We start from the raw sequence: 23,434 nt of genomic DNA on the forward strand, positions 1-23,434 counted from the left end.
GGCCGGCATTGTGTCTTGGGGTAAGATAATGCAAAGATTCTTAACGTCAAGATACATTATGGTGAGATAGATGGATCGTGCAGGGAAAGCCATCGAGCAATGGCAGCGGGAACGGCCGGATCTCGACGTGTCGCCGATGGCGGTGATCGGGCGCTTGAACGAGGTCGCCTCGCTGATCGCGCGCGAGCGCCTTGCGCCGCTGTTTGCCCGTTTCGGACTGCAAGCCGGAGAGTTCGATGTGCTGGCGACGCTGCGCCGCTCCGGCTCGCCTTATGCGCTGACGCCGACAGCGCTCTACGAAGCCACGATGGTCACCTCCGGCGCCATGACCAACAGGCTGGACCGGCTCGAAGCATCCGGATTGATCCAGCGCGCGCCACACCCCAACGACCGGCGCGGCATCGTCGTTCGGCTAACCGAAAAAGGCCTCGCACTGATCGACGAGGCTGTCACCGCCCATGTGGCGAACGAGCACGAAGTTCTCGCGGGCTTGACGCAGGCGGAACGGGAGACACTTTCGCGCCTGCTGGAAAAACTGATTAGCAGCGTGAGCCAAGCGCTCAGTGCCGGTCCTCCGGAAACACCGGAATCGGCATGAAATCGACGCCGTCCTCGGCAAGGCCCTTGGCCTCTTCCAGCGTCGCCTCGCCATAGATGCCGCGCGCATCGGTTTCGCCGAAATGGATCTTGCGGGCTTCCTCGGCGAACTTGTCGCCGACATAGTCGGCATTCTCGCGCACCTTCTCGGCCATCGCCTTCAGTTGCGCCATGGCCTGCTTCTGCGCCTCGCCCATCGCAAGGGCTATGGTTTCCTGCTTGCGGGCCGTGGAAACGGCGGGTGCCATCAGAGCCTTCTCAACCTTGTGCGAGCCGCAGCTTGGGCAATCGACAAAGCCGCGCTTCTTCTGCGTGTCGAAATCGTCATTGCTGCGAAACCAGCCCTCGAACTGGTGCTCGTTTTCGCAGATGAGGGAAAAACGGATCAAGAGGCGGCACCCCTGAGACGCGGCGCCTCGCCGGTATTGATGGTGAAATCCCGCGCATTTTTCAAATTGGGGATCTTCTTGCGCGCGGCAATCGACTGCGCCGGGTCGATCTCGGCAACGATCACGGCAGGCTCGTCATGCGCGGCTTCCGCGATGATGCGGCCCCACGGATCGACGATCAGCGAATGCCCATAGGTCTCGCGGCCGTCCTCATGCAGGCCACCCTGCGCGGCGGCGACGACAAAGGCGCCGTTCTCGATGGCGCGCGCTCTCAGCAGCACGTGCCAGTGCGCCTCGCCGGTCTGGCGGGTGAAGGCGGCGGGCACGGAAAGCAGGTCGGCGCCGGCCATCGCCTCGGCGCGGAACAATTGCGGAAAACGCAGGTCGTAGCAGACGGCAAAGCCGAGCTTCGCGCCCCCGATCCCGGTGACGACGGCCTCCGTGCCGGGCTCGTAGGCGGCCGATTCACGCCAGCTCTCGCCATTGTCGAGATCGACGTCGAACATGTGGATCTTGTCGTAGGCCGCGAGCGTCGCGCCATCGGGGCCGAACAGGAGCGCGCGGTTGGCGAGTTTGCCGTCGGCGCGCAGGATCGCGGTCGAGCCGATATGCAGGAACACGCCGAGCTCGCGCGCCAGCCCGCGCGCGGTCGCGACGATGATGTCCTTGTCCTCGGAGGTGAAGGACGCGGCGCGCGCTTGCCTGTCGCGGATCAGCGCGCCGGTCATCTCCGGTGTCTGGATATAGGTCGCGCCCTGGCCGGCCGCCTCGCGCACCAGCCACTCCATGTCGGCCGCATTGCGCTCGGGACTCTCGCCCGAACGCATCTGCACTGCCGCCGCCTTGAAAACACCCATTGTCATACCCTCAAATCGACGAGCCGTTGGCGAGCAGTTTGTCCAGTCGGCCTTCTGCCTCCAGTTCGTGGAGGTCGTCGCAGCCGCCGACATGCGTGTCGCCGATGAAAATCTGCGGAAAGGTCGTGCGCCCGTGAGCCCGCGACATCATCTCCCGGCGCAGTTCCGGTGAGAAGGAAGCGTCGTGCTCGGTATAGGCAACACCCTTGCGCTCCAGCAGCCGCTTGGCCGCCGTGCAATAGCCGCACATCATGCGCGTATAGATCGTGACATCGACCATGACGAATTCCGCTTCCGTTGCCGACTTATATAGTCGCGGACTCGTCCGCCCGGAAGTCCCCCGGCAACACGCGGGCAAAGGTCAGCACGTCGACGGCGGCGGCACCTCCCTTTTTCAGCGCCTTGGTGGCGGCACGCACGGTGGCGCCGGTGGTGTAGACATCGTCGATCAGAAGCACCCGGCGGCCGGCAATCTCGATCTCGGCCTCGGCGGGTACGCGAAAGGCGGCGCGCACGTTTTCCTCGCGCTCCTGCCGTTCCAGTCCGACCTGCTGGCGGGTGAGTTTGACACGCCGCATGGCGGAAGGCGCGAAAGACAGCCCGCTGAGTTCGCAAACCGCGCGCGCCAGTTCCGCCGATTGGTTGAACCGCCGCCTGAAAAAACGGCGCCAATGCAGCGGCACAGGCACCACCACATCCGCGTCGGCGATGAGGTCGGCGCCCACGCGGACCATCCACCGCGCCATCCAGGGAGCGAGATCGGTGCGGTCCTGGTATTTCAGCCCTTGCACCATCTGACGGGCAACACCGGAATAGGCGACCGCAGCCCGCGCCCGTTCGAAGGGCGGCGGATCGGCGATCGCCTCCGCCGACAGAAAGCCTTCGCCCATGTGGTGAGTGAACGGCGTGCCCATCACCGGGCACCAGGGCCGCTCCAGCAGCCGCAGCTTCGGCCAGCAGGCGCCGCACAGCACGCCGGGCTGCGAGACCTGCCGGCGGCAACCGGCGCAGACCGGCGGAAACAGGATCCTCGCTGGCCAGCCCAAAACCGAGCGAGCTGCCGACCGGGCTGCCGACCCGGCCAGCTTCCTGATCTCGTCGGACTTGATCTTAGGCATCGGATCGGCCACGTGATTGGTTTCTCGTCGCCACTATACGAACCATATCAGGGCGCGGACATACAAGGACCCATCCCTTGCAGCCTATAATGGATACCTCTCTATGGATGGCGCACAAGCGGCGCGCGCTGATCCATCCGGTTGACGGTGCCGACTTCCTCATGCATCGCGCCGCCGAGGACCTTGCCGACCGGCTGGGCGCCGTCGAGCGCAGGTTCGCCAAGGCGGCGGTGCTGTTTTGCCAGACCTCGGCCGCGGCCGATGTCCTTGCGCGGAGCGGCAAGGTAGCGGACATCGCCCGTGTCGAGACGGACGCGGCTTTCCTGAATGGTGCCGCCGGTTTGATTGCACCGCTGGAGACCGTGCCGTTCGAGCCGCAGGGTCTCGATCTGGTGGTGTCGCTTTTGTCGCTGCAGGCGATGAACGACATCCCGGGCATGCTGATCCAGATCCGCCGCGCCCTGCGGCCGGACGGACTTTTCCTGGGCGCCTTCGCAGGCGCCGGCACGCTTTCGGAACTGCGCGAAAGCCTGCTTGCCGCGGAAACCGACATCTACGGTGGCGCCAGCCCGCGCGTCATCCCGTTCACCGATGTGCGCGACGCCGGCGCACTGCTGCAGCGCGCCGGTTTCGCGCTGCCGGTCGCCGACGTCGAGACGGTGACCGTGCGCTATGCCAACCTGTTTGCGCTTATGGCCGATCTGCGTGCCATGGGCGAAACCACCGCGCTTGCCGATCGTAGCCGGCGGCCAGGCTCACGCAGGTTGTTTGCCCGCGCCGCGGAAATCTACGCCGAACGCTTTTCCGATCCCGATGGTCGCATCAGGGCAAGCTTCTCGATTGTCTGGATGTCAGGCTGGGCGCCCGACGCGTCGCAGCAAAAGCCGCTGAAACCCGGTTCGGCCAAGGTTTCGCTAAAGACTATATTGGAGGATCCTGAAGGACATTGACCCGTTCGCGGGCACTAGCTCTAGGGGGCGAAGGCGTTGGCAAGTTTGCTGGAATCGTCGCTGAACAACCAGGTGATCGAATTGAAGACCTGGCTGATACCGCCGATGATCGTCAGCGACAACACGCAGACAATCAGGCCGTATTCGACGGCCGTGGCGCCGTTTTCGTCCTTCAGAAAGCGCAGCAGCACTGTTTTCATCACTCAATTCCCTCTTGCCGCGACCTTACCGCCGATCTGTTAAGAAAGGTTAACGGCAAAGGCTTAACAGGCGATGAAATCGCCGCCTTTCGGAAATGTCTTAACCTTTGTCAGCAGTCGCCACTGCGTTTGCCATCGGAGCGGATAATACAGACCCCATCGGGCGCGGCCTGCAGCACGCTGCGGCGCACCGTATAAGTGCTGCGATGGCCGATCGAACCGGTGGCCGTCATATCGAGGCCGGGGAAGTCATCGCGAGCCGTTTGCGAACGCGTCTGGCTGTCGAGGAAAGGGGTCGCGATCAGCGCCAGCGCCACCGCCGCCGATCCGAACAGCAGCGTGACCCGCAGGACCCCCATGCCAGCATCGGCGGCACGAAAACCGCGGTCGGGCCGGATCGAATCCCAATCCCTGTCCAGGCTCATTCTATCGCTCCCCAACGAATGGCGGCTGCCGCACGAAAACGGCCATGCATCAATTTTTCATGATGAGATAAATCTTCCATTAACGCTGGCCGATATGGACCGTGGTCCGGTCAGACCTCAAAGAAGATCGATGAGGAACGGGATCAATGGCGCATCGGCCGGCGGCATCGGATAGTCGCGCATCTGTTTCGGCCGCACCCATTTCAGCGCCTGCCCTTCCCGCGGCTGGGCGATGCCGCGGAAGCGGCGGCAGACGAATAGCGGCATCAGCAGATGGAAGTCGTCATAGGAATGGCTTGCGAAGGTCAGCGGCGCCAGGCAGGGGATCTCGGTTTCGATGCCGATCTCCTCATGCAGTTCACGGACGAGGCATTGCTCCGGCGTCTCGCCGGCTTCGACCTTGCCGCCGGGAAACTCCCACAGGCCGGCAAGTTGTTTGCCTTGCGGTCGCTGTGCCAGCAGCACGCGGCCGTCGGCATCGACCAGCGCGCATGCGGCGACCAGGAGCAGGCGCTTGCCGCCGGATGCCAGATCATTCATGTCCGGGCGGCCGGCGGTAATGATAGCGATAGACTTCTTCGAAGCCGAGCGCGTGGTAGAGTGCCAGCGCAGGCGCGTTACCGGCCTCGACCTGCAGCCAGGCTTCCCGCGCGCCGCGCAGCCTCGCCCATTTCAGCGCCGACAGGATCAGGTTGCGGCCGTGGCCCTTGTTGCGCGCCGCCTTGTCGGTGGCGATCTCGAACAGGCCGGCGAGATCGCCGTCATGCACGCAGATCAGCGTCGCCAGCGGCTCCGCTCCATCCTCCAGTGCGAATAGCCCGGCCTCGGGCTGGATAGCGCCGATGATCTCCGACAGGCCCGGCCGCAGCGATACATCCGAGCCGCTGACCTTGAGCGATGCGCCGATGAAGCGGCTGATGTCCTTGAGCGGGATCTGGTCCATGGCGGCGTCGAGCCGCGCGTCGGCCAGCGGCAGCCGCATGACGAGCGATTCGTCGAACCGGCTCCAGCCCTCCTTGTCGAGATGGCTGGCAAGATCGGGACCGGAGAGTGGCGACATGCGGAACGTCAGCGGCCGGCCGTACGCGTCGAAACGGCGGCCCGCGCGACCGATGCGGTCGGCCATGTGCTGGATGTCGCCGGGATCGAGCGGATTGACCGAGTTAAGCCGCTTTGCCGGATGGCCGGCGGTCAGGCGCACCACCCAGGTGCCGTCATAATGGACGGCGGCCGCGGGCCAGGCGCGAAAACCGGCCGCCTCGTAGCGGCGCACGGTCGCGAGCATGCTTGCCGGATTGCGCGAAACCAAGGCGATCAGCTCCGATAGTCGCCATTGATGGCGACATATTCCTTGGTGAGATCGCAGGTCCACACCGTCGCCTTGCCGCGGCCGATGCCGATATCGGCGCGGATACGGATGTCATCGCGCTTCATGTAGGCCGAGGTCGCGGCCTCAGAATACGCGGGATCGCGCTGGCCCTCATGTGCCAGTCTGTTGTCGCCGAACCAGATCGACAGAAGGTCGCGGTCGGCGGGCTCGCCGGCCTTGCCGACGGCCATGACGACACGGCCCCAATTGGCGTCCTCGCCGGCGACCGCCGTTTTGACCAGCGGCGAATTGGCGATCGACAGCGCGATGCGCTTGGCCGAACGGGCCGACTTGGCCCCGGTGACGGTGACCTCGACCTGCTTGCGGGCGCCCTCGCCGTCGCGCACCACTTGCAGCGCCAGCGATTTCAGCACCTTGCCGAGCGCCCGGCGGAACTGACCAAGGCGGGCATCTCTGGGATCGGTGATTTCAGGCGCGCCGCGCTTTGCCGCCTTGCCGGTGGCGAACAACAGCAGCGTATCGCTGGTCGAGGTGTCGCTGTCGACGGTCACCGCATTGAATGTCTTGGCCGTGCCCCGCGACAGCAGGTCCTGCAGGACCGGTGCCGCGATCGGTGCGTCGGTGGCGATGAAGGAGAGCATCGTCGCCATGTCGGGCGCGATCATGCCCGCGCCCTTGGAAATGCCGTTGATGATGACATCGGCATCGCCGAGCTTGACCGTCTGCGTCGCCACCTTCGGATAGGTGTCGGTGGTCATGATGGCCTTTGCCGCTTCGGTCCACAGGTCCGGCTTGCCGTCACTGACCAGCCCTGCGAGCAGATGGCTGAACTTGGTTGTGTCGAGCGGCTCGCCGATGACACCGGTCGAGGCCAGGAAAACCTCGCCTGGCGTGCAGCCGACGGCCTTTGCCGCAGCTTCGCCCGTCATCGCGGTGGATTCGCGGCCTTTCTTGCCGGTGAAGGCGTTGGCGTTGCCGGAATTGACGACCAGCACCCGCGCCTTGCCGGCGCCAAGGTTCTGCCGGCAGAAATCGACCGGCGCCGAGGGGCATTTCGACTTGGTGAACACGCCGGCGACCGCGGTCCCGGCGTCGAACACCATGGCCAGCAGGTCCGTGCGGTTCTTGTACTTTATTCCCGCTTCGGCGGTGGCGATGCGCACCCCCTCGATTTCAGGCATCTTGGGGTATTTCTTCGGCGCGAGCGGCGAAATCGTCGTGGACATGGGACCTCGGGCGGGAAAATCGCAAGGGGAAGGCCGGTTTGCCCGATACGGCGCGCCGGTGCAAGCGCGTTTTCGTCGCTCCCGCCAGGGGCCAACCCGTTCAGGATGAAGCTTGCATTTCAAATCTGTTGGCGTCGCCGGGGTCCTGCGCGACGACTACCTGTCGCCGGACGTCGAGGACATGCACGCCACCGTCAAGCGCCTTTATGACCCCTCCGCCAACATGACCTTCTCCAAAAACGGGTCGTTTCGTTTCATCGCCGGATCACTTATCATGCCGACGACTTGAAACGAGGACGACAGGAATGGCCGAGGCGGATACGGCGCGCAAATCGATCGGTGCGCGGCGCAATCCCGACAGTGCGGACGCCATTCTGGAGGCCGCCGAGGCCGTCCTCGTCGAAGCCGGTTATGCCAGTTTTTCGATCGAGGCGGTGGCGCGGCGCGCGCGCGCCGGCAAGCCGACCATCTACCGCTGGTGGCCGAGCAAGGCGGCCCTGCTGCTGGAGGTCTACCAACGCCAGAAGCGCGTCGACGTGCCCGATACGGGAAAACTGGAAGAGGATCTCGTCGGCTTCCTGATGAACCTGTTCACGCACTGGCGCGAGACATCGTCGGGCAGCGTGTTCAGGTCGCTGATCGCCGAGGCGCAGTCGGATGAAACCGCGGCCGAAGCCCTTGCCGATTATGCCGGAGGACGCCGGACCCACACCGGCCAGATCATCGAGCGCGCCAAGGCAAGGGGCGAGATCACCAGCGACATCGATCCGGGCGTGGTCGCCGACCTCGTGGCGTCCTACGCCTGGCGGCATCTCCTGACCAACCGGCTCGACGAATCCGAAGCGACGATCCGCAAGGTGGTCCGCTACCTCCTGCAAGGCATAGCGGCACCCGACAGGTAGGCATCGCTGGCACGTGCCAACGAAAAAGGGCGCGGCGCCTTTTGGCTGCCGCGCCCTTCTTTCGAGCCGTTCGGGCTTACTTGGCGCTTTCCAGCGCGTCGACGGTCTTCTTCAATTTGGCGTCGGGGATCTCGACCTTGGCGCCGGCGCGCAGCGACTTGACCAGCGCGAAATACTTGTCGCGGATGACGGCCTGCTTGGCCTGGTCCTTGACGTCGTCGAAGGCCGGCGGCTGCTTGGCGCGCTTGTCCTCGAGCTTGATGACATGCCAGCCGAACTGCGACTGCACCGGCTGCTCGGTGTACTTGCCGACATCGAGCGCGAACGCCGCCTTGTCGAATTCCGGCACCATCTGGCCAGGTCCGAACCAGCCGAGGTCGCCGCCATTGCTCTTGCCGCTCGGATCTGAGGTGTGTTCGTTGGCAAGCTTCTGGAAGTCGGCGCCGCCATCGAGCTGCTTGATGATCGCCTCGGCCTCTTCCTTCGTCTTCACGAGGATGTGACGGGCATGCACCTCGTTTACCGGCGGCGTGTTGGCGATTTCCTGGTCGTAGCGGGCGCGAACCTCGGCGTCGGTGACTTTGTCGACGACGCCCTTCTCGACCATTTCGCCATGCAGCGCGCGCTGCTGCAGGAAAGCCATGCGGCGCTGGAAGTCGGGATCCTTGTCGAGGCCAGTGGCGACCGCCTGGGCGGCCATGACGCGGATTTCGATGGCCGCCGAAAGGGCCGCCGCGCGGCGCTGTTCAGCCGGCAACTGCGCGAACTGCTGCGACAGCTCACCTTCAGCGAGCACCAGATCGGCTTCGGTCAAAGGCTGGCCGTTGACGGTGGCGACCACGGCATTCGGGTCGACCGGCGCCGCGGCAGGTGCCGCCGCATCCGCCGGGGCGGCCGGTGCGGGAGCGGTCTCCTGCGCCATCGACGGTGACAGGCAAAGAGCCGACAGGCCGAGGACCAGGCCAAGGCTGGCAAGCGACGCACGGCTGAACAACAAGGACATAAGGATGACTCCGGTGAGGGATTGTAAGGAGGCGGCTTCCAGATCAGCCAGATTGTGGCGGAATTTGGCGCGACCGGCAGGGCCAGCGCGGCGTTGACATCAGTTGAGCCCCCTCTTATCTGTCCATCGACTTGGCGTCCAGAACCGTTTTCCGGGCGCTTTTTGTGTTTGCCCGTATTCAGGCGGTGCGTTCACGTGGATGTGATGGGGCCGGCCGGCGCCTGTCTCAAGATTGAGAATTCTATCGAAAGGACCATTGGATGGTCAGTCTCGGCGGTCTCGCCCGTAAGGTTTTCGGCTCCTCCAACGACCGTCGGGTCAAATCGACCCGCCCCCGCGTCGAGGCGATCAACGCCATGGAAAACGAGATGCGGGCGCTGTCCGACGCCGAGCTTGCCGGCCGCACGGAAAAATTCCGCCAGGACATCGCCAACGGCGCCAGCCTTGACGATCTGCTGATCCCGGCCTTCGCAACCGCCCGCGAAGCGGCGCGCCGCGTGCTTGGCATGCGCCCCTTCGACGTCCAGTTGATCGGCGGCATGGTGCTGCACAATGGCGGCATCGCCGAGATGCGTACCGGCGAGGGCAAGACCCTGGTCGCGACGCTGCCGGTCTATCTCAACGCGCTCGCCGGCAACGGCGTCCATGTCGTCACCGTCAACGACTACCTCGCCACCCGCGACTCCGAATGGATGGGCCGCGTCTACAAGTTCCTCGGCCTTTCGGTCGGCGTCATCGTCCACGGCCTGTCGGACGAGGAGCGCCGCGTCGCCTACGCCTCCGACGTCACCTACGCCACCAACAACGAACTCGGCTTCGATTATCTTCGCGACAACATGAAGTACGAGCGCGCCCAGATGGTGCAGCGCGGTCACAATTACGCGATCGTCGACGAGGTCGATTCCATCCTGGTCGACGAGGCGCGCACGCCGCTGATCATTTCCGGTCCGCTCGAGGACCGTTCGGAAATGTACAACACCATCGACACCTTCATCATCCAGCTGCAGCCGCAGGATTATGAGATCGACGAGAAGCAGAAGACCTCGATCTTCACCGAGGAAGGCACCGAGAAGCTCGAGAACATGCTGCGCGATGCCGACCTGCTCAAGGGCGAGTCGCTCTACGACGTCGAGAACGTCGCCATCGTCCATCACGTCAACAACGCGCTGAAGGCGCATCGGCTGTTCCAGCGCGACAAGGACTATATCGTGCGCAACGGCGAGATCGTCATCATCGACGAATTCACCGGCCGCATGATGCCCGGCCGCCGCTATTCGGAAGGCCTGCACCAGGCGCTCGAAGCCAAGGAGCACGTGGCGATCCAGCCGGAGAACCAGACGCTCGCCTCCGTCACCTTCCAGAACTATTTCCGCCTCTACAAGAAGCTTTCCGGCATGACCGGCACGGCGCTGACCGAGGCCGAGGAATTCGGCAACATCTACGGTCTCGAAGTCACCGAGATCCCGACCAACCTGCCCGTTATCCGCAAGGACGAGGACGACGAGGTCTATCGGACGGTCGAGGAGAAGTACAAGGCCATCGTCAGGGAGATCCGCGAAGCCAGCGCCAAGGGCCAGCCCACACTGGTCGGCACCACCTCGATCGAAAAGTCCGAGCAGCTGGCCGAGCGCCTGCGCAAGGAAGGTTTCAGCGATTTCGAGGTGCTGAACGCCCGCCACCACGAGCGCGAGGCCGCGATCGTCGCCCAGGCCGGCAAGCCTGGCGCCATCACCATCGCCACCAACATGGCCGGCCGCGGCACCGACATCAAGCTCGGCGGCAATGCCGAGATGCGCATCGCCGAGGAACTGGGGGACATGCCCGAAGGTCCCGAGCGCGAGGCGCGCGAACAGGAAATCAATGCCGACGTCGAGCGCCTGAAGGAAAAGGCGCTGGCCGCCGGCGGCCTCTACGTGCTCGCCACCGAGCGCCATGAATCGCGCCGCATCGACAATCAGCTCAGAGGTCGTTCGGGACGACAGGGCGACCCCGGCCGCTCGAAATTCTTCCTGTCGCTGCAGGACGACCTGATGCGCATCTTCGGCTCCGAGCGCATGGACGGCATGCTGCAGAAGCTCGGCCTCAAGGAAGACGAGGCTATCATCCATCCCTGGATCAACAAGGCGCTGGAAAAGGCGCAGAAGAAGGTCGAGGCGCGCAACTTCGACATCCGCAAGAACCTGCTGAAATATGACGACGTCTCCAACGACCAGCGCAAGGTGGTGTTCGAGCAGCGCATCGAGCTGATGGACGGCGAAGGCCTCTCGGAAACCATCGTCGAGATGCGCGAAGGCGTCATCGACGAGATCGTCGCCAAGGCCATTCCCGAAAACGCCTATGCCGAACAATGGGACGTCGCGGGCCTGAAAGCCGAGGTCGCCGAATTCCTCAATCTCGACCTGCCGGTCGAGGACTGGGTGAAGGAAGAAGGCATCGCCGAGGACGACATCCGCGAGCGCATCTCTGCCGCCGCCGACTCCGCCGCCAAGGAACGCGCCGACCGTTTCGGCCCCGAGGTGATGACCTATGTCGAGCGCTCGGTGGTGTTGCAGACGCTCGACCATCTGTGGCGCGAGCACATCGTCAATCTCGATCATCTGCGCTCGGTGGTCGGCTTCCGCGGCTACGCCCAGCGCGATCCGCTGCAGGAATACAAGGGCGAGGCATTCGAGCTGTTCCAGGCGATGCTCGGCAATCTGCGCCAGGCCGTCACCGCGCAGCTGATGCGCGTCGAACTGGTCCGCCAGGCCGCCGAAGCGCCGCCGCCGGAAGCGCCCGACATGTTCGGCAGCCACATCGACGGCACCACCGGCGAGAATGATTTCGAAGGTGGCGAGACCGCCCTCCTGGTCCGTCCGGAGCAGAATGTCATCGTCGCCCCCGAGGATCGCGACCCGAACAACCCTGCCACCTGGGGCAAGGTCGGCCGCAACGAGGCCTGCCCCTGCGGCTCCGGCAAGAAATACAAGCACTGCCACGGCGCGTTCGCCTAAGGGCGCGCTCTTTCTTCTCCCCGTTTCACGGGGAGAAGGTGGCCCGAAGGGTCGGATGAGGGGCGGCGCCAAGTTCGGCAATTAGCGTTTGTTTGTGGCAAAAACGATGCCTCGCCCGCTCCCCCGCGAGCCGGTTCGTCCGCAGATGGTCTTCCTTCCTCTTCCCGCCTCAGCGCAAAATCTCCGAAACCCGGCGCCGCCCCTCATCCGCCTGCCCGTCCTCCGCAGCAGCTGCGGAGGTGGACCGGCACCTTCTCCCCCTTATAGTGACGGGTAGAAGGAAGCTCCTCACCCAACCGTTTCTTAAGGTGTCTTCGCTACACCAAAGCCTGAAAAGAGGCGGAAAACGGAGAGAAATCGGGGTGCGCTTTTCCGCGGCCACGACTGCCGGGCGGTTCTTGCCGCAGCGTTTGGCGCTGCGCGTGGGGCCGCTGCTTGACCGCATCGATGCCGCGCTGTTCACCGCCGATGAACGCGGCGAGGCCGGCCGCATGTCTGTCATCGCCTTCTCCATCCGCATCGTCAGCGCCGTCATCGCCTTCATCAGCCAGGTGTTGATGGCGCGCTGGATGGGCTCGTTCGAATACGGTATCTTCGTGCTGGTCTGGGTGACGATGGTCATCGTCGGCAACCTCGCCTGCCTCGGCTTCCACACATCGGTCATCCGCTTCATTCCCGAATACCGCGAGCGCGGCCTGATGGACGAATTGCGCGGCATCGTCGTGGCCAGCCGCCTGTTCGTGCTGATCGCCTCGACACTGATCGCCGGGCTCGGCGCCCTCGGTGTCTGGCTAGCCGCACCCTGGATCGAAAACTACTACGTGATACCGTTCATCCTCGGCGTCATCTGCCTGCCGATGATCGCGCTGTCGGATTTGCTGCAAGGGCTGGCGCGCGCCAATTCATGGGCATTGTTCGCGCTGTCGCCGACCTACCTTATACGGCCGGTGCTGATCCTGCTGTTCATGGCGCTGATGCTGTGGGCGGGCTACGCCCCCGACGCGCGGACGGCGATCTTCGCCTCGATCGCCGCTACCTACGTCACCACGCTAAGCCAGCTCATCGGCATCACCCAGCGCATGGAAAGGCAGATACCGGCCGGCCCGATGAAGGTGCATTTCGCGCAATGGTTCGTCGTCTCGCTGCCGATCTTCCTGGTCGAGAGCTTCTTCTTCCTGCTGACCAATGCCGATGTGCTGATGGTCGGCGCCTATATGGATCCCAACGACGTCGCCGTCTATTTCGCCACTGTCAAGACACTGGCGCTGGTGCATTTCGTCTATTTCGCGGTCAAGGCCGGCGTCGCCCAGCGCTACGCGCAGTTCACCCATGGCGAGCCGGAAAAGCTTGCCGTCTTCGCCCGCGAGACGGTGTCGTGGACATTCTGGCCCTCGCTGCTGATGGCGTTCCTGGTGCTGGCGCTGGGCGAACCGATGCTGGTGCTGTTCGGCCCGGAATTCACGTCCGGCTATCCGCTGTTGTTCCTGCTCGTCTTCGGCGTCGTGGCGCGTGCCGCCGTGGGTCCTTGCGAAAGCCTGCTCACCATGAGCGGCAACCAGAATGTCTGCGCCGCCGTCTATGCCATGACACTCGCCTTCAACATCGGGCTCAACGTGGTGCTGATCCCGCTTTTCGGCCTGTGGGGCGCGGCCATGGCCACCGCCTTTGCGATGATCTTCGAGGCCGGCGCGCTGTCCTTCACGGTCTGGCGCAAGCTCGGCATCGTCATGGCGATCTTCGTGCCTGCCAAAGGAGCCGCCTGATGGCCGCCATCCCCTTGCTCGAGGAAACCAGCGGCGGTCCCGCCGGCGCCATGGTGTCGGGCCTTGCCGGGCTGGCGCGCGATGCCGACCCGGCCCATATCGAGATCCTCGCCAACAACCGGCCCGAGCGCAAACTGGCCATCTACCCGGCATCGGCCGGCTTCGACCTGGTCGAGGAACTGGACTATCTCTGCGCCCGCACGATCGAGCCGAACGTCTTCTTCAACCCCCGCTTCCTGGCGCCGGCCATGCCCCGGCTGGAAGACCGCGAGGTGCGTCTTGCCGTGATCCGCGACGGTGATGAATACCGCAACCGGCTGCGCCTGCTGGTGCCGATCTCGGTGGAACGGCCGGTGGTACCGCTGGGCGTGCCGGTCATGCGCACATGGTCGAGCCCGTTCGGCCCGCTCGGCACGCCGCTGATCGACCGCGACGATCCGGTCGGCGTGGTCGAGGATTTCTTCTCGATGCTGTCGCGCCCGCATTTGAAGCTGCCGAAAGTCCTGGTCCTGCCCGACATCAGGCTGGACGGTCCTGTGGCGAGCCTGATCGGCACCGTGGCCGAGACGCGCGGCCTGATGCTGGTCACCACCGGCCAGACCCCGCGCCCGGTGCTGGAGAGCGAGCTCGAGGGCGACGATTATCTGAAGGCTTCGCTGCGCGCGCACCATTACCGCGAGTTCCGCCGCCTCAAGCGGCGCCTCGGCGATCTCGGCAAGCTCGAGCATGTCGTGGCACGCGGCCCCGAGGAGATCCGCCACGCCATCGAGCACTTCCTGACGCTGGAAGCGTCCGGCTGGAAAGGCCGCGAGCGCACCGCCATGGCGATCGACCGTTTCCGCGCCGCCTTTGCGCGCGAGGCGGTGCACCGGCTGGCCGAACAGGACATGTGCCGCATTCATTCGCTGACGCTGGACGGCCGCACCATCGCTTGCCTGATCGTCTTCGTCGAGGCCGGCGTCGCCTATACCTGGAAGACCGCCTATGACGAGACGCTGGCCGTCTATTCGCCCGGCACGCTGCTGATGATCGAGGTCACCAGGCAGCACCTCGACGACCCCAACATCATGATGACCGATTCCTGCGCCGTGCCCGACCACCCGGTGATGAGCCGGCTATGGAGCGAGCGCAAACCGGTCGGCACGCTGGTGATCGGGTTGACCAGGGACTCCGACCGTCTCGCCCGCCAGGCCGCCTCGCAACTGCACCTCTACCGCGAGACGCGCAACATGGCGCGCCTGCTGCGCAACCGGATGAAGAGTTTGCTGAAAAGGCGGTAGTGCCATCGAGAGCATGGATCGGCCGCGGGAGGAAGTTTGGGTGCCCTTGCAAGGCATAGATTGGTGAATTCCCTTCTAGCGCTATTCATCCCGCCAGATCACGCGGCGCACGAATTTGATCCCAACCAACCGACGGTATCGAACTCTAACCGCCTCCTCACCGACAAGGTGGAGCAATTCCGCATCTATGCTCTCGCTCGTGCGGCATATCTGGCAGGTCATCCTGCCGCGCAGCGCCTCGATCGGTACATTCCCGTAGACTTCTCTCAACTCTGCCGGCTTGAAGAACCGTTTGATGTTGCAGTTCCGGCAACGAATGAGCGCGACCTGCCCCGCATTGTGGGCATGCATAAGGGTCCATGGGGCGCCTTTGTGCCATCGTTCGGGTTGGTCGGGCATACGGCAGAAAGAGGAACATATTCCTCTCTCGTCAAGAGTGGGGTTGCCACTTTGTACCAGTTTCGTTCACTTTGCTAAATTAGCCGCAGGAGCCATCCCGTCTCATGCTCGAGATGGTTTGACCGGTGATCGGCCGTCGCTCGTCACGAGCGTTCGGATCGAACTGTCTCCACGGAAAGCGACCCGGCCGGAAGCGGCTGTAAAAGGTCGGCCTCGGGCTCCGTCAGATTGATCCAGGCGGACCACTTCTCTGGCTGGAGCACCACGACCTGGCGATTGTGGTACGGCGCGACGTCTGGTCCCGGCTCAGTCGTCAACATCGTAAATGTCGGCGGCTTGTTGCCGGTCCCTTCGCGCCACAAGCCTGCAATCGCCATGAATGGCGCGCGGTTCAGCGTGAACCGATGCTTTGCCTTGGGGTACTTCGTGCCCGTGAATTCGAAGAAGCCCGACGCCGGCACCAGACAGCGCTGGCTATTCCCGAATTGCCGGCCTTCCGAGCGGAAGTTGAAGACAGGGCCGCCCCTTGGCCCGACCGGTGGAAATCCGAACGCCATCGAAGCCAGTTCTACCGCGTCGCCGGCAGCGCGCATGATTGGTGCCGGATCGTTAATGTGGATGTCGTCCACCCTTGGCAAATCGAGTTCACTTTGATGATCCGGGACTTTGAGCGCCAGCGACGCCATCGTGCGGCAATATTCGGCCCAAGCGACATGTTGCTCGTAATCGTTGCACATGAATGGCTCCGGAGCGCTCACCGCCACCTAAAACTACGGCGCGAGCCCGAAATGGCAAGCAGGTCACCAACGACGTCGGCTTCGGTCTCGGCGTTAACAAATGCAGCGCGCGCCCGCGCGACGCGACCCAACAGGTCCTGGTTACCGGCAACTGAATATAGGCAAGCTATTCCGGAACATTTTAGCAGAGCTGGATGTTGGATGTCATGACGGGGCCATGCTCGCCCTGCTTTGGACAGAGCATCGAGGAGAGAACCATGGATTGGAACCGCATCGAAGGAAACTGGAAGCAATTCAAGGGCAAGGTGAAGGAACAGTGGGGCGATCTCACCGACGACGATCTCGACCAGATCGCCGGGAGGCGCGACCAGCTGGAGGGCAAGATTCAGGAACGCTACGGCATCGCGAAGGATCGCGTTCGCCAGGAGGTCGACGACTGGTATCGCCGCCAAACCTGGTAGTTCGTTCAAACATCCATTTTGCTGAGAGGGCGCCGGCATGGGCCGGCGTCCTTTTTTTCCGTCCTGGGCAGACGGCTGCGGTCCCCTCAGCTTGGTCTTGCAGATCGAGAACTGGCTGACGCTGGCAAAACTCCGGCCACACCGGCGCCTTCCGCTTTGAAAGCCTTCCGGGCGCAACCTCCGGTGACTGCTTGCTGAACTTCAAAGGGCGTATTGGTCGCGATGATCAAAACAAACGGCCATGGTCCGACCAATTGCGAAATTGACCACCGCCTCCACCAGGGCATCATCGCTGCATGGCCAGTCCGGCGCCAGGCGTCGAACCTCCGCGATCACTTCCCGGGTGGAGACTATCGCAAATGCCTCCCGCCCTAATAGCGTTATGGAAACAAGCTCTTCGCTTGTCAGGCGAGGTAAGATCCGATGCCGCGTCATGTTCACCGCGTTTCCTCCCAACGATGAACGTTAAAGATAGAGCCTAGCGCGAAGCCCTGAGGTCAGCGAGCTAAAATGTGGTCTGACCAAAATGGCTCACGCCCTCGGTCTTATTGACACCTCACAACTCACCCCGCGCGACGCCAATGTCTGCTCCACGATGTACCTTCCGATCGTTCGCGAACACGCGTCCTTGACCTTTCCCACGCTATGGTGATTTCACCTTTACCTGCCGGCGCATTATTTTGGCTGGACCACGATCCACCTCGATGACCCGCCTCGGACGGCAGCTAAGTTGACAATTGACTTCATGGACCTACCGGGCGGCCCGTGGTGCCCCTAGCCGGGATCGAACCAGCACTCCTTGCGGAACTCGATTTTGAGTCGAGCGCGTCTACCAATTCCGCCATAGGGGCTCAGGCCGGGCGGCCTGGATGGGCGCGGACTATACGGTCGGGGGCCTGTTCGTCAACTGGCCAATTCTCGGTATCGCACTGGATGCGACCAATCTTCGCCTTTTTGATTTCGTGGCGCTGCTGCCATTGTGCAGCGCGGAAAATCTTTCTAGACAGGCTGCGCATCAAAGCACGGCGTGTCTGGAGACATGGGTGCGGCGCGGTTTTGGGTCACATGCACTAGGAGAGCCGATGCTTCGCGGACTGTACGACTGGACCCTGTCGCTGGCGGCCCGCAAATCCGCCGAATGGTGGCTGGCCTTCATCGCCTTCGTCGAAAGCTCGGTATTCCTGGTGCCGGCCGACGTGCTCTATCTGCCGATGGCATTGTCGCGGCCGGATCGCGCCTATCGCTACGCCTTTATCGCCACGGTCGCCTCGGTGTTGGGCGGCATTGCCGGCTGGTTCATCGGCCACTACGCCTATGACGCGGTGGCGCGGCCTATCCTGGAGTTCTACGGCAAGTATGACGAGTTCGAGCAATTGCGCTCCTCTGCGGGCATAAGCATCGAGTTCATTGCCCTGATGCTGGTCACCTCGGGTGCCGCGCATCTGCCGCCCATCAAGGTGGTGACGATCCTGTCCGGCGCCCTGGGCGTCAACCTGGCGCTGTTCATCGTGCTGGCCATCATCGCGCGCGGCGGCCGCTTCCTGCTCCTGGCGTGGCTTTTGCGCCGCTATGGCGAGCCGATCCGCGAATTCATCGAAAAGCGCCTGGGCCTGATCGCCGGCGCCGCCGCGGTTGCCCTGATTTTGCTCTATATTCTGATCAAATACGCTCTCTGAGGCTCTCTCGAAACCGGGTGACGGTTTGGAGAGGGGCAAGCAGACCTGGCGGACGGCGAACACAGTGGACGAGAAACCGATGACAGCGACCATGAATGCCGATACCGGACGCCAGCGGACGCGAGCAGCCTTGTTTCTCGCGGTCGCGATGGCCGCGACCGTTGGTTCGGCGCTCGGCTTCCAGCACATTGGCGGCTACATCCCCTGCCATCTCTGTCTGGAACAGCGCACGCCATATTACATCGGCGTGCCCTTGATGGTGCTGGCAGCGATCACATCGATGCTGCGAGCACCGGCATGGGTGACGCGCGGCCTGCTGGCCATCGGCGGCCTCTTGATGCTCTACGGCCTCTATCTCGGCGTCTACCACTCCGGCGTCGAATGGGCATGGTGGCAGGGTCCGGCCGATTGCACGGCAGGCGCCGGCCCGGTCGACACCGGCGGCAAGGGCGTGCTCGACGCGCTCGACAAATTCGTGCCGCCCTCCTGCGACAAGGCGGCGCTGCGCATCCTCGGCCTGTCACTGGCCGGCTGGAACGCCATCGCCAGCCTGATCCTCGCCGCCGTCGCCTTCCGCGGCGCGCTGGCCCGCGATTAAACCAGCGCGACGCAGAGTTCGTCCAGAAATTCGGCAGGCTGAATCGAATGGCGCGGCTTCCGAGAACCGGAGCGGAGCGTACTTAAGTACGTGACCACCGGAAGCGCAGAAAGCTGAGTCAGGCGGCCAGCATGGCGGATTTCTGACGAACTCTATGGCTCCAGTTCGACATCCCAGTATAGATAATCCATCCAGCTTTCATGCAGATGGTTGGGCGGGAACAGCCGGCCGTTGTTGTGCAGATCGTGCACCGTCGGCTGGTACGGCTTCTGCAGAGGCCACATCTTGGCTTGCGACGGCATCATGCCGCCCTTCCTCAAATTACAGGGCGAACAGGCGGCGACGACGTTCTCCCATGTCGTGGCACCGCCGCGATGGCGAGGGATGACATGGTCGAAGGTCAGGTCGTCGGGCGTGCTGCAATACTGGCACTGGAAACGATCGCGCAGGAAGACGTTGAAGCGGGTGAAGGCCGGATGCCTGGACGGCTTCACATAGGCCTTCAGGCTTACCACGCTCGGCAGCTTCATCGAGAAGGTCGGCGAGGACACTGCGTGTTCGTATTCGGCCACGATGTTCACCCGGTCGAGGAACACCGCCTTGATGGCATCCTGCCAGGACCAGAGCGACAAGGGGTAATAGCTGAGCGGACGGTAATCCGCATTCAGCACCAGCGCTGGAAGCCCATCCGGAGATACGGCAACCGTCACCTTGTTGACCTCCTTGGTTCGCACATGACCCCGAAAATCGAATTCGACTTTCGGAAAGGGTCACGCGCTGCTTCAAAAGCCCGACCGTTCGGCGCGGATACTGTAAGCCTGACATGACAGGGATGTGAAGCGGATTGTCGCTCGCGCGACGTGCCAAAAAAGCATGTTCTTTATGCTTTTTTGCGGATTCAGGCCGGCGGTGCGGCGTCCCGGCCCCTGGTTTCGCGATAATAGGACCAGAAAAGCCGCGATGCGACACCTCGCCACGGGCTCCATGATTCGGCCAGCTCGATTAGCGTTTTCTCCGCTGGACGCGGGTCGATGCCCAGCGCGTGGCCGACAGCGCTCTGCAGGGCGACATCGCGCGCCGGGAAAATATCGGGGTGCCCGGCGGCAAACAAAAGATACACTTCCGCCGTCCAGGGACCAATGCCGGGCACGGCGGTCATCCTGGTGATTGCCTCCCTGGCGTCGAGCGAACAAAGGTGATGCAGGTCGAGCCCGTCGGCTACGGCCTGCGCGACCGCGATGAGGCCGCGCTGCTTGGGCCGCGACAGGCCGGCCTCGCGAAACATGTCCTCGCCGGCGGCCAGGATCGCCTGCGGCGTCAGCGGATCGACTAGCTTTGTCAGCCGGCCGAAGATGGCATCGGCGCTGGCCCGCGACACCTGTTGCGAGACGATGATCGAGGCCAGGCTCCTGAAACCGGGCTCCGAAAGCCTGAGCGGCACCTCGCCGGCCATGCCGCGCACCTTTTCCAGCCGTGGGTCGAGCGCGCAGAGCGCATCGAGCCCCCGCTCAACGTCGTCCAGTGTCGCGATGCGCTCCATGGTATCCTTGTCCGCGAATGTGCAGCAAAGTAGCAACCGCCAAAACCACAGCACAACCCGATTGCCGCCCGAGACATGACGCTCCTGACATTCCGCTTCGCGCCCAGCCCCAACGGCGAACTGCATCTCGGCCACGCCTATTCGGCGCTGCTCAATCAGAAGCTGGCGATGCATGCGGGCGGCCGCCTGCTGCTGCGCATCGAGGATATCGACACGGCGCGCTGCACGCCGGAGTTCGAGGCGGGCATGCTTGCCGACCTGAAATGGCTGGGCCTGGGCTGGGAAGCGCCGGTGCGCCGCCAGTCGGAGCATTTCGCCGAGTACGGGACGGTGCTGAAGCGGCTGATCCGCGAGGAACTGGTCTATCCCGCCTTCATGAGCCGTGGCGAGATCAGGGCTTTCATCGCCGACACCGAAAAGCGCGGGCGCGACTGGCCGCGCGATCCCGATGGTGTGCCGCTCTATCCGCCGGCGGACAAGGCGCTGCCGATCAGGGAACGCAAGCGGCGCATCGCCGAAAATGCGCCGTTCGCCTGGCGTCTGGACGTCGGCGCCGCCATGGCGCGTGCCGGCAAGGACCTCGCATGGGCCGAATTCAGCGGTGAGACGCTCTCCGCGACGCGTTCCGTCGAGGCTTGCCCGCAGGACTGGGGCGACGTGATCGTGGCGCGCCGCGACATCCCGACCAGCTATCACCTCGCCGTCGTCGTGGACGACGCGCTGCAAGGCGTCAGCCATGTCGTACGCGGACAGGACCTGTTTTCCGCGACCGGGGTGCAGCGGCTGCTCCAGGAGATTCTTGGGTTGCCGCAGCCGGCTTATTTCCATCACCGGCTTATCCTCGGGCCGGACGGGCGAAAACTGTCGAAGAGCCTCAAGGATACCGGCCTCGGCGCCTTGCGCGACGCGGGCGCTTCGCCTCACGACGTCAGAAGGATGGTCGGGCTTTGACCAGTACCATGTCTGGAGAAACGCTCCCCGGACGCGCGACACGTTCAATTCCCGTGACGCATGGATCAATCGTTTCGTTTTGCGCGCCGGGTTGAACAGGATTAGAGCATCGTCACGGTCAATTCTCACCAGCGTGGCGGTTTCCGGAAAATGTCCAGCATCAAGCGGTTCATCCCCGCCACCTTCGTCGTCCTTTGGGCGACCGGCTTCATCGGCGCGCGTTACGCCATGCCGTGGGCGGAGCCGTTCACCTTCCTCGCCGCGCGTTTCGTGCTGGCCGCCATCTTGCTGGCCGTCCTGACGCTTGTGCTAGGCTCGAAACCAGCTACCCGCACCGAGGCGCTGCACGCCGCCGGCGCCGGCGTGCTGATGCAAGGCATCTATCTCGGCGCGGTCTTCTGGGCCATTCATAGGGGCATGCCGGCCGGTTTTTCGGCGCTGATCGTCGGCCTGCAGCCGCTGATCACCGCGGTGCTTGCCGGCAAATTTCTGGGCGAAGCCATCCTGCCGCGCCACTGGCTTGGCCTTGCTATCGGGCTGATCGGCATCGTCATCGTGCTCTGGCCAAAACTCGGAGCGCTCGGCGGTGGCGTGACGGCGGCGACGCTGAGCGCGTCGCTGGTCTCGGTGCTCGGCATGAGTGCCGGAACCGTCTGGCAGAAGCGTTTTGCTTCCGGCGGCGACCTTGTATCGGCCACCATGTGGCAATATGTCGGCGGCGCTTCGCTGATGATCCTGGCTTCACTCGCCTTCGAAACGCAAACCGTCGTCATCACTGGCGAATTGATCTTCGCCATGGCCTGGCTGCTGCTGGTGCTGTCGCTCGGCGCCATCTTGCTTCTGATGGTGATGATCCGCGACGGCGAGATGTCGAAAGTGGCGTCGTTGTTCTACCTGGTGCCGGCGGTGACGGCCATCATCGCCTGGGCCCTGTTCGACGAACAGCTCAACGCACTTCAGATCGCCGGCATGGCGATCACCACGTTCGGCGTCGGCCTGGCAACGGCTCGACAGACCAAGGGAAGAATTGAGGAATTGAGGAATTGAGGAAAATCGGCCTATCTGGCGCTGTGTACTTCTTCTCAACTCATTAATTCTCCAGTTCTTCAATTCCCCATTTCTTCAATTCCTCAATTCTTCAGCTCGGCCGGTCAACCGACTCGGGCACGCGCCTCCAAATAACGGCTGATCGCGGCGTTGAGCTCGCCGCCCAGGATGAAGATCGCCGAGACGATGTAGAGGAAAACCACCGCGATCATGATCGAGGCGAGACCGGCATAGGTCGTCACATAGGACGAGAAATGGTCGAGATAGGTGGCGAACATCGTCGAGCCGATAAGCCATGCGGCCAGCGTGAAGACGATGCCCGGTATCAGCGAGACGAACCGGCGCTTGCCGGCCGGCAGCCAGTAGTGGACGGCGAAAAGTCCGCCGATGATGACAGTTGAGGCAATGACGTAGCGCCACAGCGTGATCGTACCCGTATAGGGTTTGATCCACACGAAATGGGCTTCCGCCAGCCGCGCCAGCAGGGGCGCGAACACCAGCAGCACGCTGATAGCCAGGAACCCGGCGGTCGCGATCAGCACGAAGAAGATGCTCTGCACCCGGCGATAAATGATGCCGCGCGTCTCCGTGACCCGATAGGCGCGGTTGAGCGACGTGCGCAGCGCCTCGATGCCGTTGGAGGCAAAGTAGGCGGCAAGCAGCACGCCATAGGTCAACAGGTCGGTGCGCCTGACGGTCAGCACGTTCAGCACTTCGCGCGCGATAGGCTTGGCGATCTGCTCGGGCCATGTGTCGAAGACCAGATGCACGGCTGTGTCGGCAAAGGCCTGGGCGCCGAGGAAGCTGGCCAGCGTCGTGGCGAAGATCAGGAACGGAAACAGCGCCATCAGCGAGGTGATCGCCAGATGGCTGGCCATCGCCCAGCCGTCATCGGTGTTGAAATGGCCGAGCGCGTCGTAGAGCACGCGGCGCAGGGCGACAATATTCCGCAGCAAGAACGCGCGCTCCCTTCGATTGTCTCGACGCCGCGA

The 23,434-nt window shown here is 63.6% G+C and carries 27 protein-coding genes and 1 tRNA gene; 12 read left to right on the forward strand and 16 right to left on the reverse strand.

All coding sequences use genetic code 11. From position 1 onward, the window contains the following. Nucleotides 1-70 precede the first annotated feature (70 nt). Nucleotides 71-598: a MarR family transcriptional regulator gene (locus FJW08_RS05165; RefSeq protein WP_140809383.1), complete on the forward strand. Its 528-nt coding sequence runs from the start codon at nucleotides 71-73 to the stop codon at nucleotides 596-598. Here the strand turns inward: FJW08_RS05165 and FJW08_RS05170 are convergent. Genes FJW08_RS05170 through FJW08_RS05185 form a run of 4 tightly spaced genes read right to left on the reverse strand, consistent with a single transcriptional unit; the run spans nucleotide 561 to nucleotide 2,973 of the window. Beyond that, complete coding sequence (locus FJW08_RS05170; RefSeq protein ID WP_140809385.1) at nucleotides 561-986, reverse strand: DUF1178 family protein; 426 nt, start codon at nucleotides 984-986, stop codon at nucleotides 561-563. The two genes, FJW08_RS05165 and FJW08_RS05170, sit on opposite strands and share 38 nt — an antisense overlap. Further along, the gene (locus FJW08_RS05175) at nucleotides 983-1,843 is read right to left on the reverse strand and encodes a carbon-nitrogen hydrolase family protein (protein ID WP_140809387.1); all 861 of its coding nucleotides are present in this window, start codon (nucleotides 1,841-1,843) and stop codon (nucleotides 983-985) included. The genes FJW08_RS05170 and FJW08_RS05175 overlap by 4 nt, the downstream gene beginning before the upstream one ends. A gap of 10 nt (nucleotides 1,844-1,853) precedes the next feature. After that, nucleotides 1,854-2,123, reverse strand: coding sequence for a glutaredoxin 3 (gene grxC, locus FJW08_RS05180; protein WP_140809388.1), 270 nt, complete (start codon nucleotides 2,121-2,123; stop codon nucleotides 1,854-1,856). Nucleotides 2,124-2,148: 25 nt separating this feature from the next. After that, complete coding sequence (locus FJW08_RS05185; protein ID WP_140809390.1) at nucleotides 2,149-2,973, reverse strand: ComF family protein; 825 nt, start codon at nucleotides 2,971-2,973, stop codon at nucleotides 2,149-2,151. A 65-nt stretch (nucleotides 2,974-3,038) separates the two neighbouring features. Here FJW08_RS05185 and FJW08_RS05190 point away from each other — a divergent pair, with 65 nt between their 5' ends. Next, a complete protein-coding gene (locus FJW08_RS05190) occupies nucleotides 3,039-3,911 on the forward strand; it encodes a methyltransferase domain-containing protein (RefSeq protein ID WP_140809391.1) in 873 nt (290 codons plus the stop codon). A 20-nt stretch (nucleotides 3,912-3,931) separates the two neighbouring features. Here FJW08_RS05190 and FJW08_RS05195 read toward each other — a convergent pair whose 3' ends face one another. The 5 genes from FJW08_RS05195 to argJ all read right to left on the reverse strand — a co-directional run bounded on the left by FJW08_RS05195 (nucleotide 3,932) and on the right by argJ (nucleotide 7,092). Continuing rightward, nucleotides 3,932-4,111: a Flp family type IVb pilin gene (locus FJW08_RS05195; protein ID WP_140809393.1), complete on the reverse strand. Its 180-nt coding sequence runs from the start codon at nucleotides 4,109-4,111 to the stop codon at nucleotides 3,932-3,934. Between the two features lie 110 nt (nucleotides 4,112-4,221). Beyond that, on the reverse strand, nucleotides 4,222-4,536 hold the full coding sequence (locus FJW08_RS05200; RefSeq protein WP_140809395.1) for a hypothetical protein: 315 nt from the start codon (nucleotides 4,534-4,536) through the stop codon (nucleotides 4,222-4,224). Nucleotides 4,537-4,653: 117 nt separating this feature from the next. Beyond that, nucleotides 4,654-5,076, reverse strand: coding sequence for a (deoxy)nucleoside triphosphate pyrophosphohydrolase (locus FJW08_RS05205; protein WP_140809397.1), 423 nt, complete (start codon nucleotides 5,074-5,076; stop codon nucleotides 4,654-4,656). Beyond that, a complete protein-coding gene (locus FJW08_RS05210) occupies nucleotides 5,069-5,821 on the reverse strand; it encodes a GNAT family N-acetyltransferase (protein ID WP_140809739.1) in 753 nt (250 codons plus the stop codon). The genes FJW08_RS05205 and FJW08_RS05210 overlap by 8 nt, the downstream gene beginning before the upstream one ends. Nucleotides 5,822-5,850: 29 nt before the next feature. Further along, the gene (argJ, locus tag FJW08_RS05215) at nucleotides 5,851-7,092 is read right to left on the reverse strand and encodes a bifunctional glutamate N-acetyltransferase/amino-acid acetyltransferase ArgJ (protein WP_140809399.1); all 1,242 of its coding nucleotides are present in this window, start codon (nucleotides 7,090-7,092) and stop codon (nucleotides 5,851-5,853) included. Between the two features lie 112 nt (nucleotides 7,093-7,204). Between argJ and FJW08_RS32305 the strand changes: the two genes are divergently transcribed. After that, on the forward strand, nucleotides 7,205-7,381 hold the full coding sequence (locus FJW08_RS32305) for a hypothetical protein (protein WP_181182843.1): 177 nt from the start codon (nucleotides 7,205-7,207) through the stop codon (nucleotides 7,379-7,381). A 16-nt stretch (nucleotides 7,382-7,397) separates the two neighbouring features. Beyond that, a complete protein-coding gene (locus FJW08_RS05220) occupies nucleotides 7,398-7,994 on the forward strand; it encodes a TetR/AcrR family transcriptional regulator (protein WP_140809401.1) in 597 nt (198 codons plus the stop codon). 76 nt (nucleotides 7,995-8,070) lie between these two features. Here the strand turns inward: FJW08_RS05220 and FJW08_RS05225 are convergent, their stop codons facing one another. After that, nucleotides 8,071-8,997: a peptidylprolyl isomerase gene (locus FJW08_RS05225; RefSeq protein WP_140809403.1), complete on the reverse strand. Its 927-nt coding sequence runs from the start codon at nucleotides 8,995-8,997 to the stop codon at nucleotides 8,071-8,073. A gap of 260 nt (nucleotides 8,998-9,257) precedes the next feature. Between FJW08_RS05225 and secA the strand changes: the two genes are divergently transcribed. The 3 genes from secA (at nucleotide 9,258) to FJW08_RS05240 (ending at nucleotide 15,033) form a co-directional block, all read left to right on the forward strand. Then, on the forward strand, nucleotides 9,258-11,990 hold the full coding sequence (gene secA, locus FJW08_RS05230; RefSeq protein WP_140809405.1) for a preprotein translocase subunit SecA: 2,733 nt from the start codon (nucleotides 9,258-9,260) through the stop codon (nucleotides 11,988-11,990). Between the two features lie 362 nt (nucleotides 11,991-12,352). After that, nucleotides 12,353-13,753: a lipopolysaccharide biosynthesis protein gene (locus tag FJW08_RS05235; RefSeq protein WP_140809406.1), complete on the forward strand. Its 1,401-nt coding sequence runs from the start codon at nucleotides 12,353-12,355 to the stop codon at nucleotides 13,751-13,753. After that, nucleotides 13,753-15,033, forward strand: a complete 1,281-nt coding sequence (locus FJW08_RS05240; RefSeq protein WP_140754228.1) for a GNAT family N-acetyltransferase — start codon at nucleotides 13,753-13,755, stop codon at nucleotides 15,031-15,033. The genes FJW08_RS05235 and FJW08_RS05240 overlap by 1 nt, the downstream gene beginning before the upstream one ends. Nucleotides 15,034-15,575: 542 nt before the next feature. On the opposite strand, the gene FJW08_RS05245 is transcribed toward FJW08_RS05240, so the two are convergent. Further along, on the reverse strand, nucleotides 15,576-16,169 hold the full coding sequence (locus FJW08_RS05245) for an SOS response-associated peptidase (RefSeq protein WP_140809408.1): 594 nt from the start codon (nucleotides 16,167-16,169) through the stop codon (nucleotides 15,576-15,578). A gap of 257 nt (nucleotides 16,170-16,426) precedes the next feature. Between FJW08_RS05245 and FJW08_RS05250 the strand changes: the two genes are divergently transcribed. Next, entirely contained in the window at nucleotides 16,427-16,630 is a 204-nt protein-coding gene (locus tag FJW08_RS05250) for a CsbD family protein (RefSeq protein WP_140754230.1), read from the forward strand. A 201-nt stretch (nucleotides 16,631-16,831) separates the two neighbouring features. Here the strand turns inward: FJW08_RS05250 and FJW08_RS05255 are convergent, their stop codons facing one another. Next, nucleotides 16,832-17,071, reverse strand: coding sequence for a hypothetical protein (locus FJW08_RS05255; protein WP_140754232.1), 240 nt, complete (start codon nucleotides 17,069-17,071; stop codon nucleotides 16,832-16,834). Between the two features lie 325 nt (nucleotides 17,072-17,396). Continuing rightward, nucleotides 17,397-17,481 (reverse strand) — tRNA-Leu (locus FJW08_RS05260). A gap of 231 nt (nucleotides 17,482-17,712) precedes the next feature. On the opposite strand from FJW08_RS05260, the gene FJW08_RS05265 reads away from it, so the two are divergent. Both FJW08_RS05265 and FJW08_RS05270 read left to right on the forward strand, forming a co-directional pair. Further along, nucleotides 17,713-18,306: a YqaA family protein gene (locus tag FJW08_RS05265; protein ID WP_140809410.1), complete on the forward strand. Its 594-nt coding sequence runs from the start codon at nucleotides 17,713-17,715 to the stop codon at nucleotides 18,304-18,306. A 79-nt stretch (nucleotides 18,307-18,385) separates the two neighbouring features. Next, nucleotides 18,386-18,904: a disulfide bond formation protein B gene (locus FJW08_RS05270; protein ID WP_140809412.1), complete on the forward strand. Its 519-nt coding sequence runs from the start codon at nucleotides 18,386-18,388 to the stop codon at nucleotides 18,902-18,904. Between the two features lie 152 nt (nucleotides 18,905-19,056). Here FJW08_RS05270 and FJW08_RS05275 read toward each other — a convergent pair whose 3' ends face one another. Further along, on the reverse strand, nucleotides 19,057-19,614 hold the full coding sequence (locus tag FJW08_RS05275) for an HNH endonuclease (RefSeq protein WP_027143453.1): 558 nt from the start codon (nucleotides 19,612-19,614) through the stop codon (nucleotides 19,057-19,059). Between the two features lie 188 nt (nucleotides 19,615-19,802). After that, nucleotides 19,803-20,444, reverse strand: a complete 642-nt coding sequence (locus FJW08_RS05280; protein WP_140809414.1) for a DNA-3-methyladenine glycosylase — start codon at nucleotides 20,442-20,444, stop codon at nucleotides 19,803-19,805. A gap of 75 nt (nucleotides 20,445-20,519) precedes the next feature. Between FJW08_RS05280 and gluQRS the strand changes: the two genes are divergently transcribed. Together gluQRS and FJW08_RS05290 are read left to right on the forward strand one after the other, a co-directional pair. Further along, nucleotides 20,520-21,395: a tRNA glutamyl-Q(34) synthetase GluQRS gene (gene gluQRS / locus FJW08_RS05285; RefSeq protein ID WP_140809416.1), complete on the forward strand. Its 876-nt coding sequence runs from the start codon at nucleotides 20,520-20,522 to the stop codon at nucleotides 21,393-21,395. Nucleotides 21,396-21,545: 150 nt separating this feature from the next. Next, on the forward strand, nucleotides 21,546-22,442 hold the full coding sequence (locus FJW08_RS05290) for an EamA family transporter (RefSeq protein WP_140809418.1): 897 nt from the start codon (nucleotides 21,546-21,548) through the stop codon (nucleotides 22,440-22,442). 104 nt (nucleotides 22,443-22,546) lie between these two features. Here FJW08_RS05290 and FJW08_RS05295 read toward each other — a convergent pair whose 3' ends face one another. After that, nucleotides 22,547-23,398: a YihY/virulence factor BrkB family protein gene (locus FJW08_RS05295; protein ID WP_140754244.1), complete on the reverse strand. Its 852-nt coding sequence runs from the start codon at nucleotides 23,396-23,398 to the stop codon at nucleotides 22,547-22,549. Nucleotides 23,399-23,434: the final 36 nt, after the last annotated feature.

It is taken from the genome of Mesorhizobium sp. B3-2-1 (genome assembly GCF_006439515.1).
In the GTDB taxonomy this organism is placed as follows: Bacteria; Pseudomonadota; Alphaproteobacteria; order Rhizobiales; family Rhizobiaceae; genus Mesorhizobium.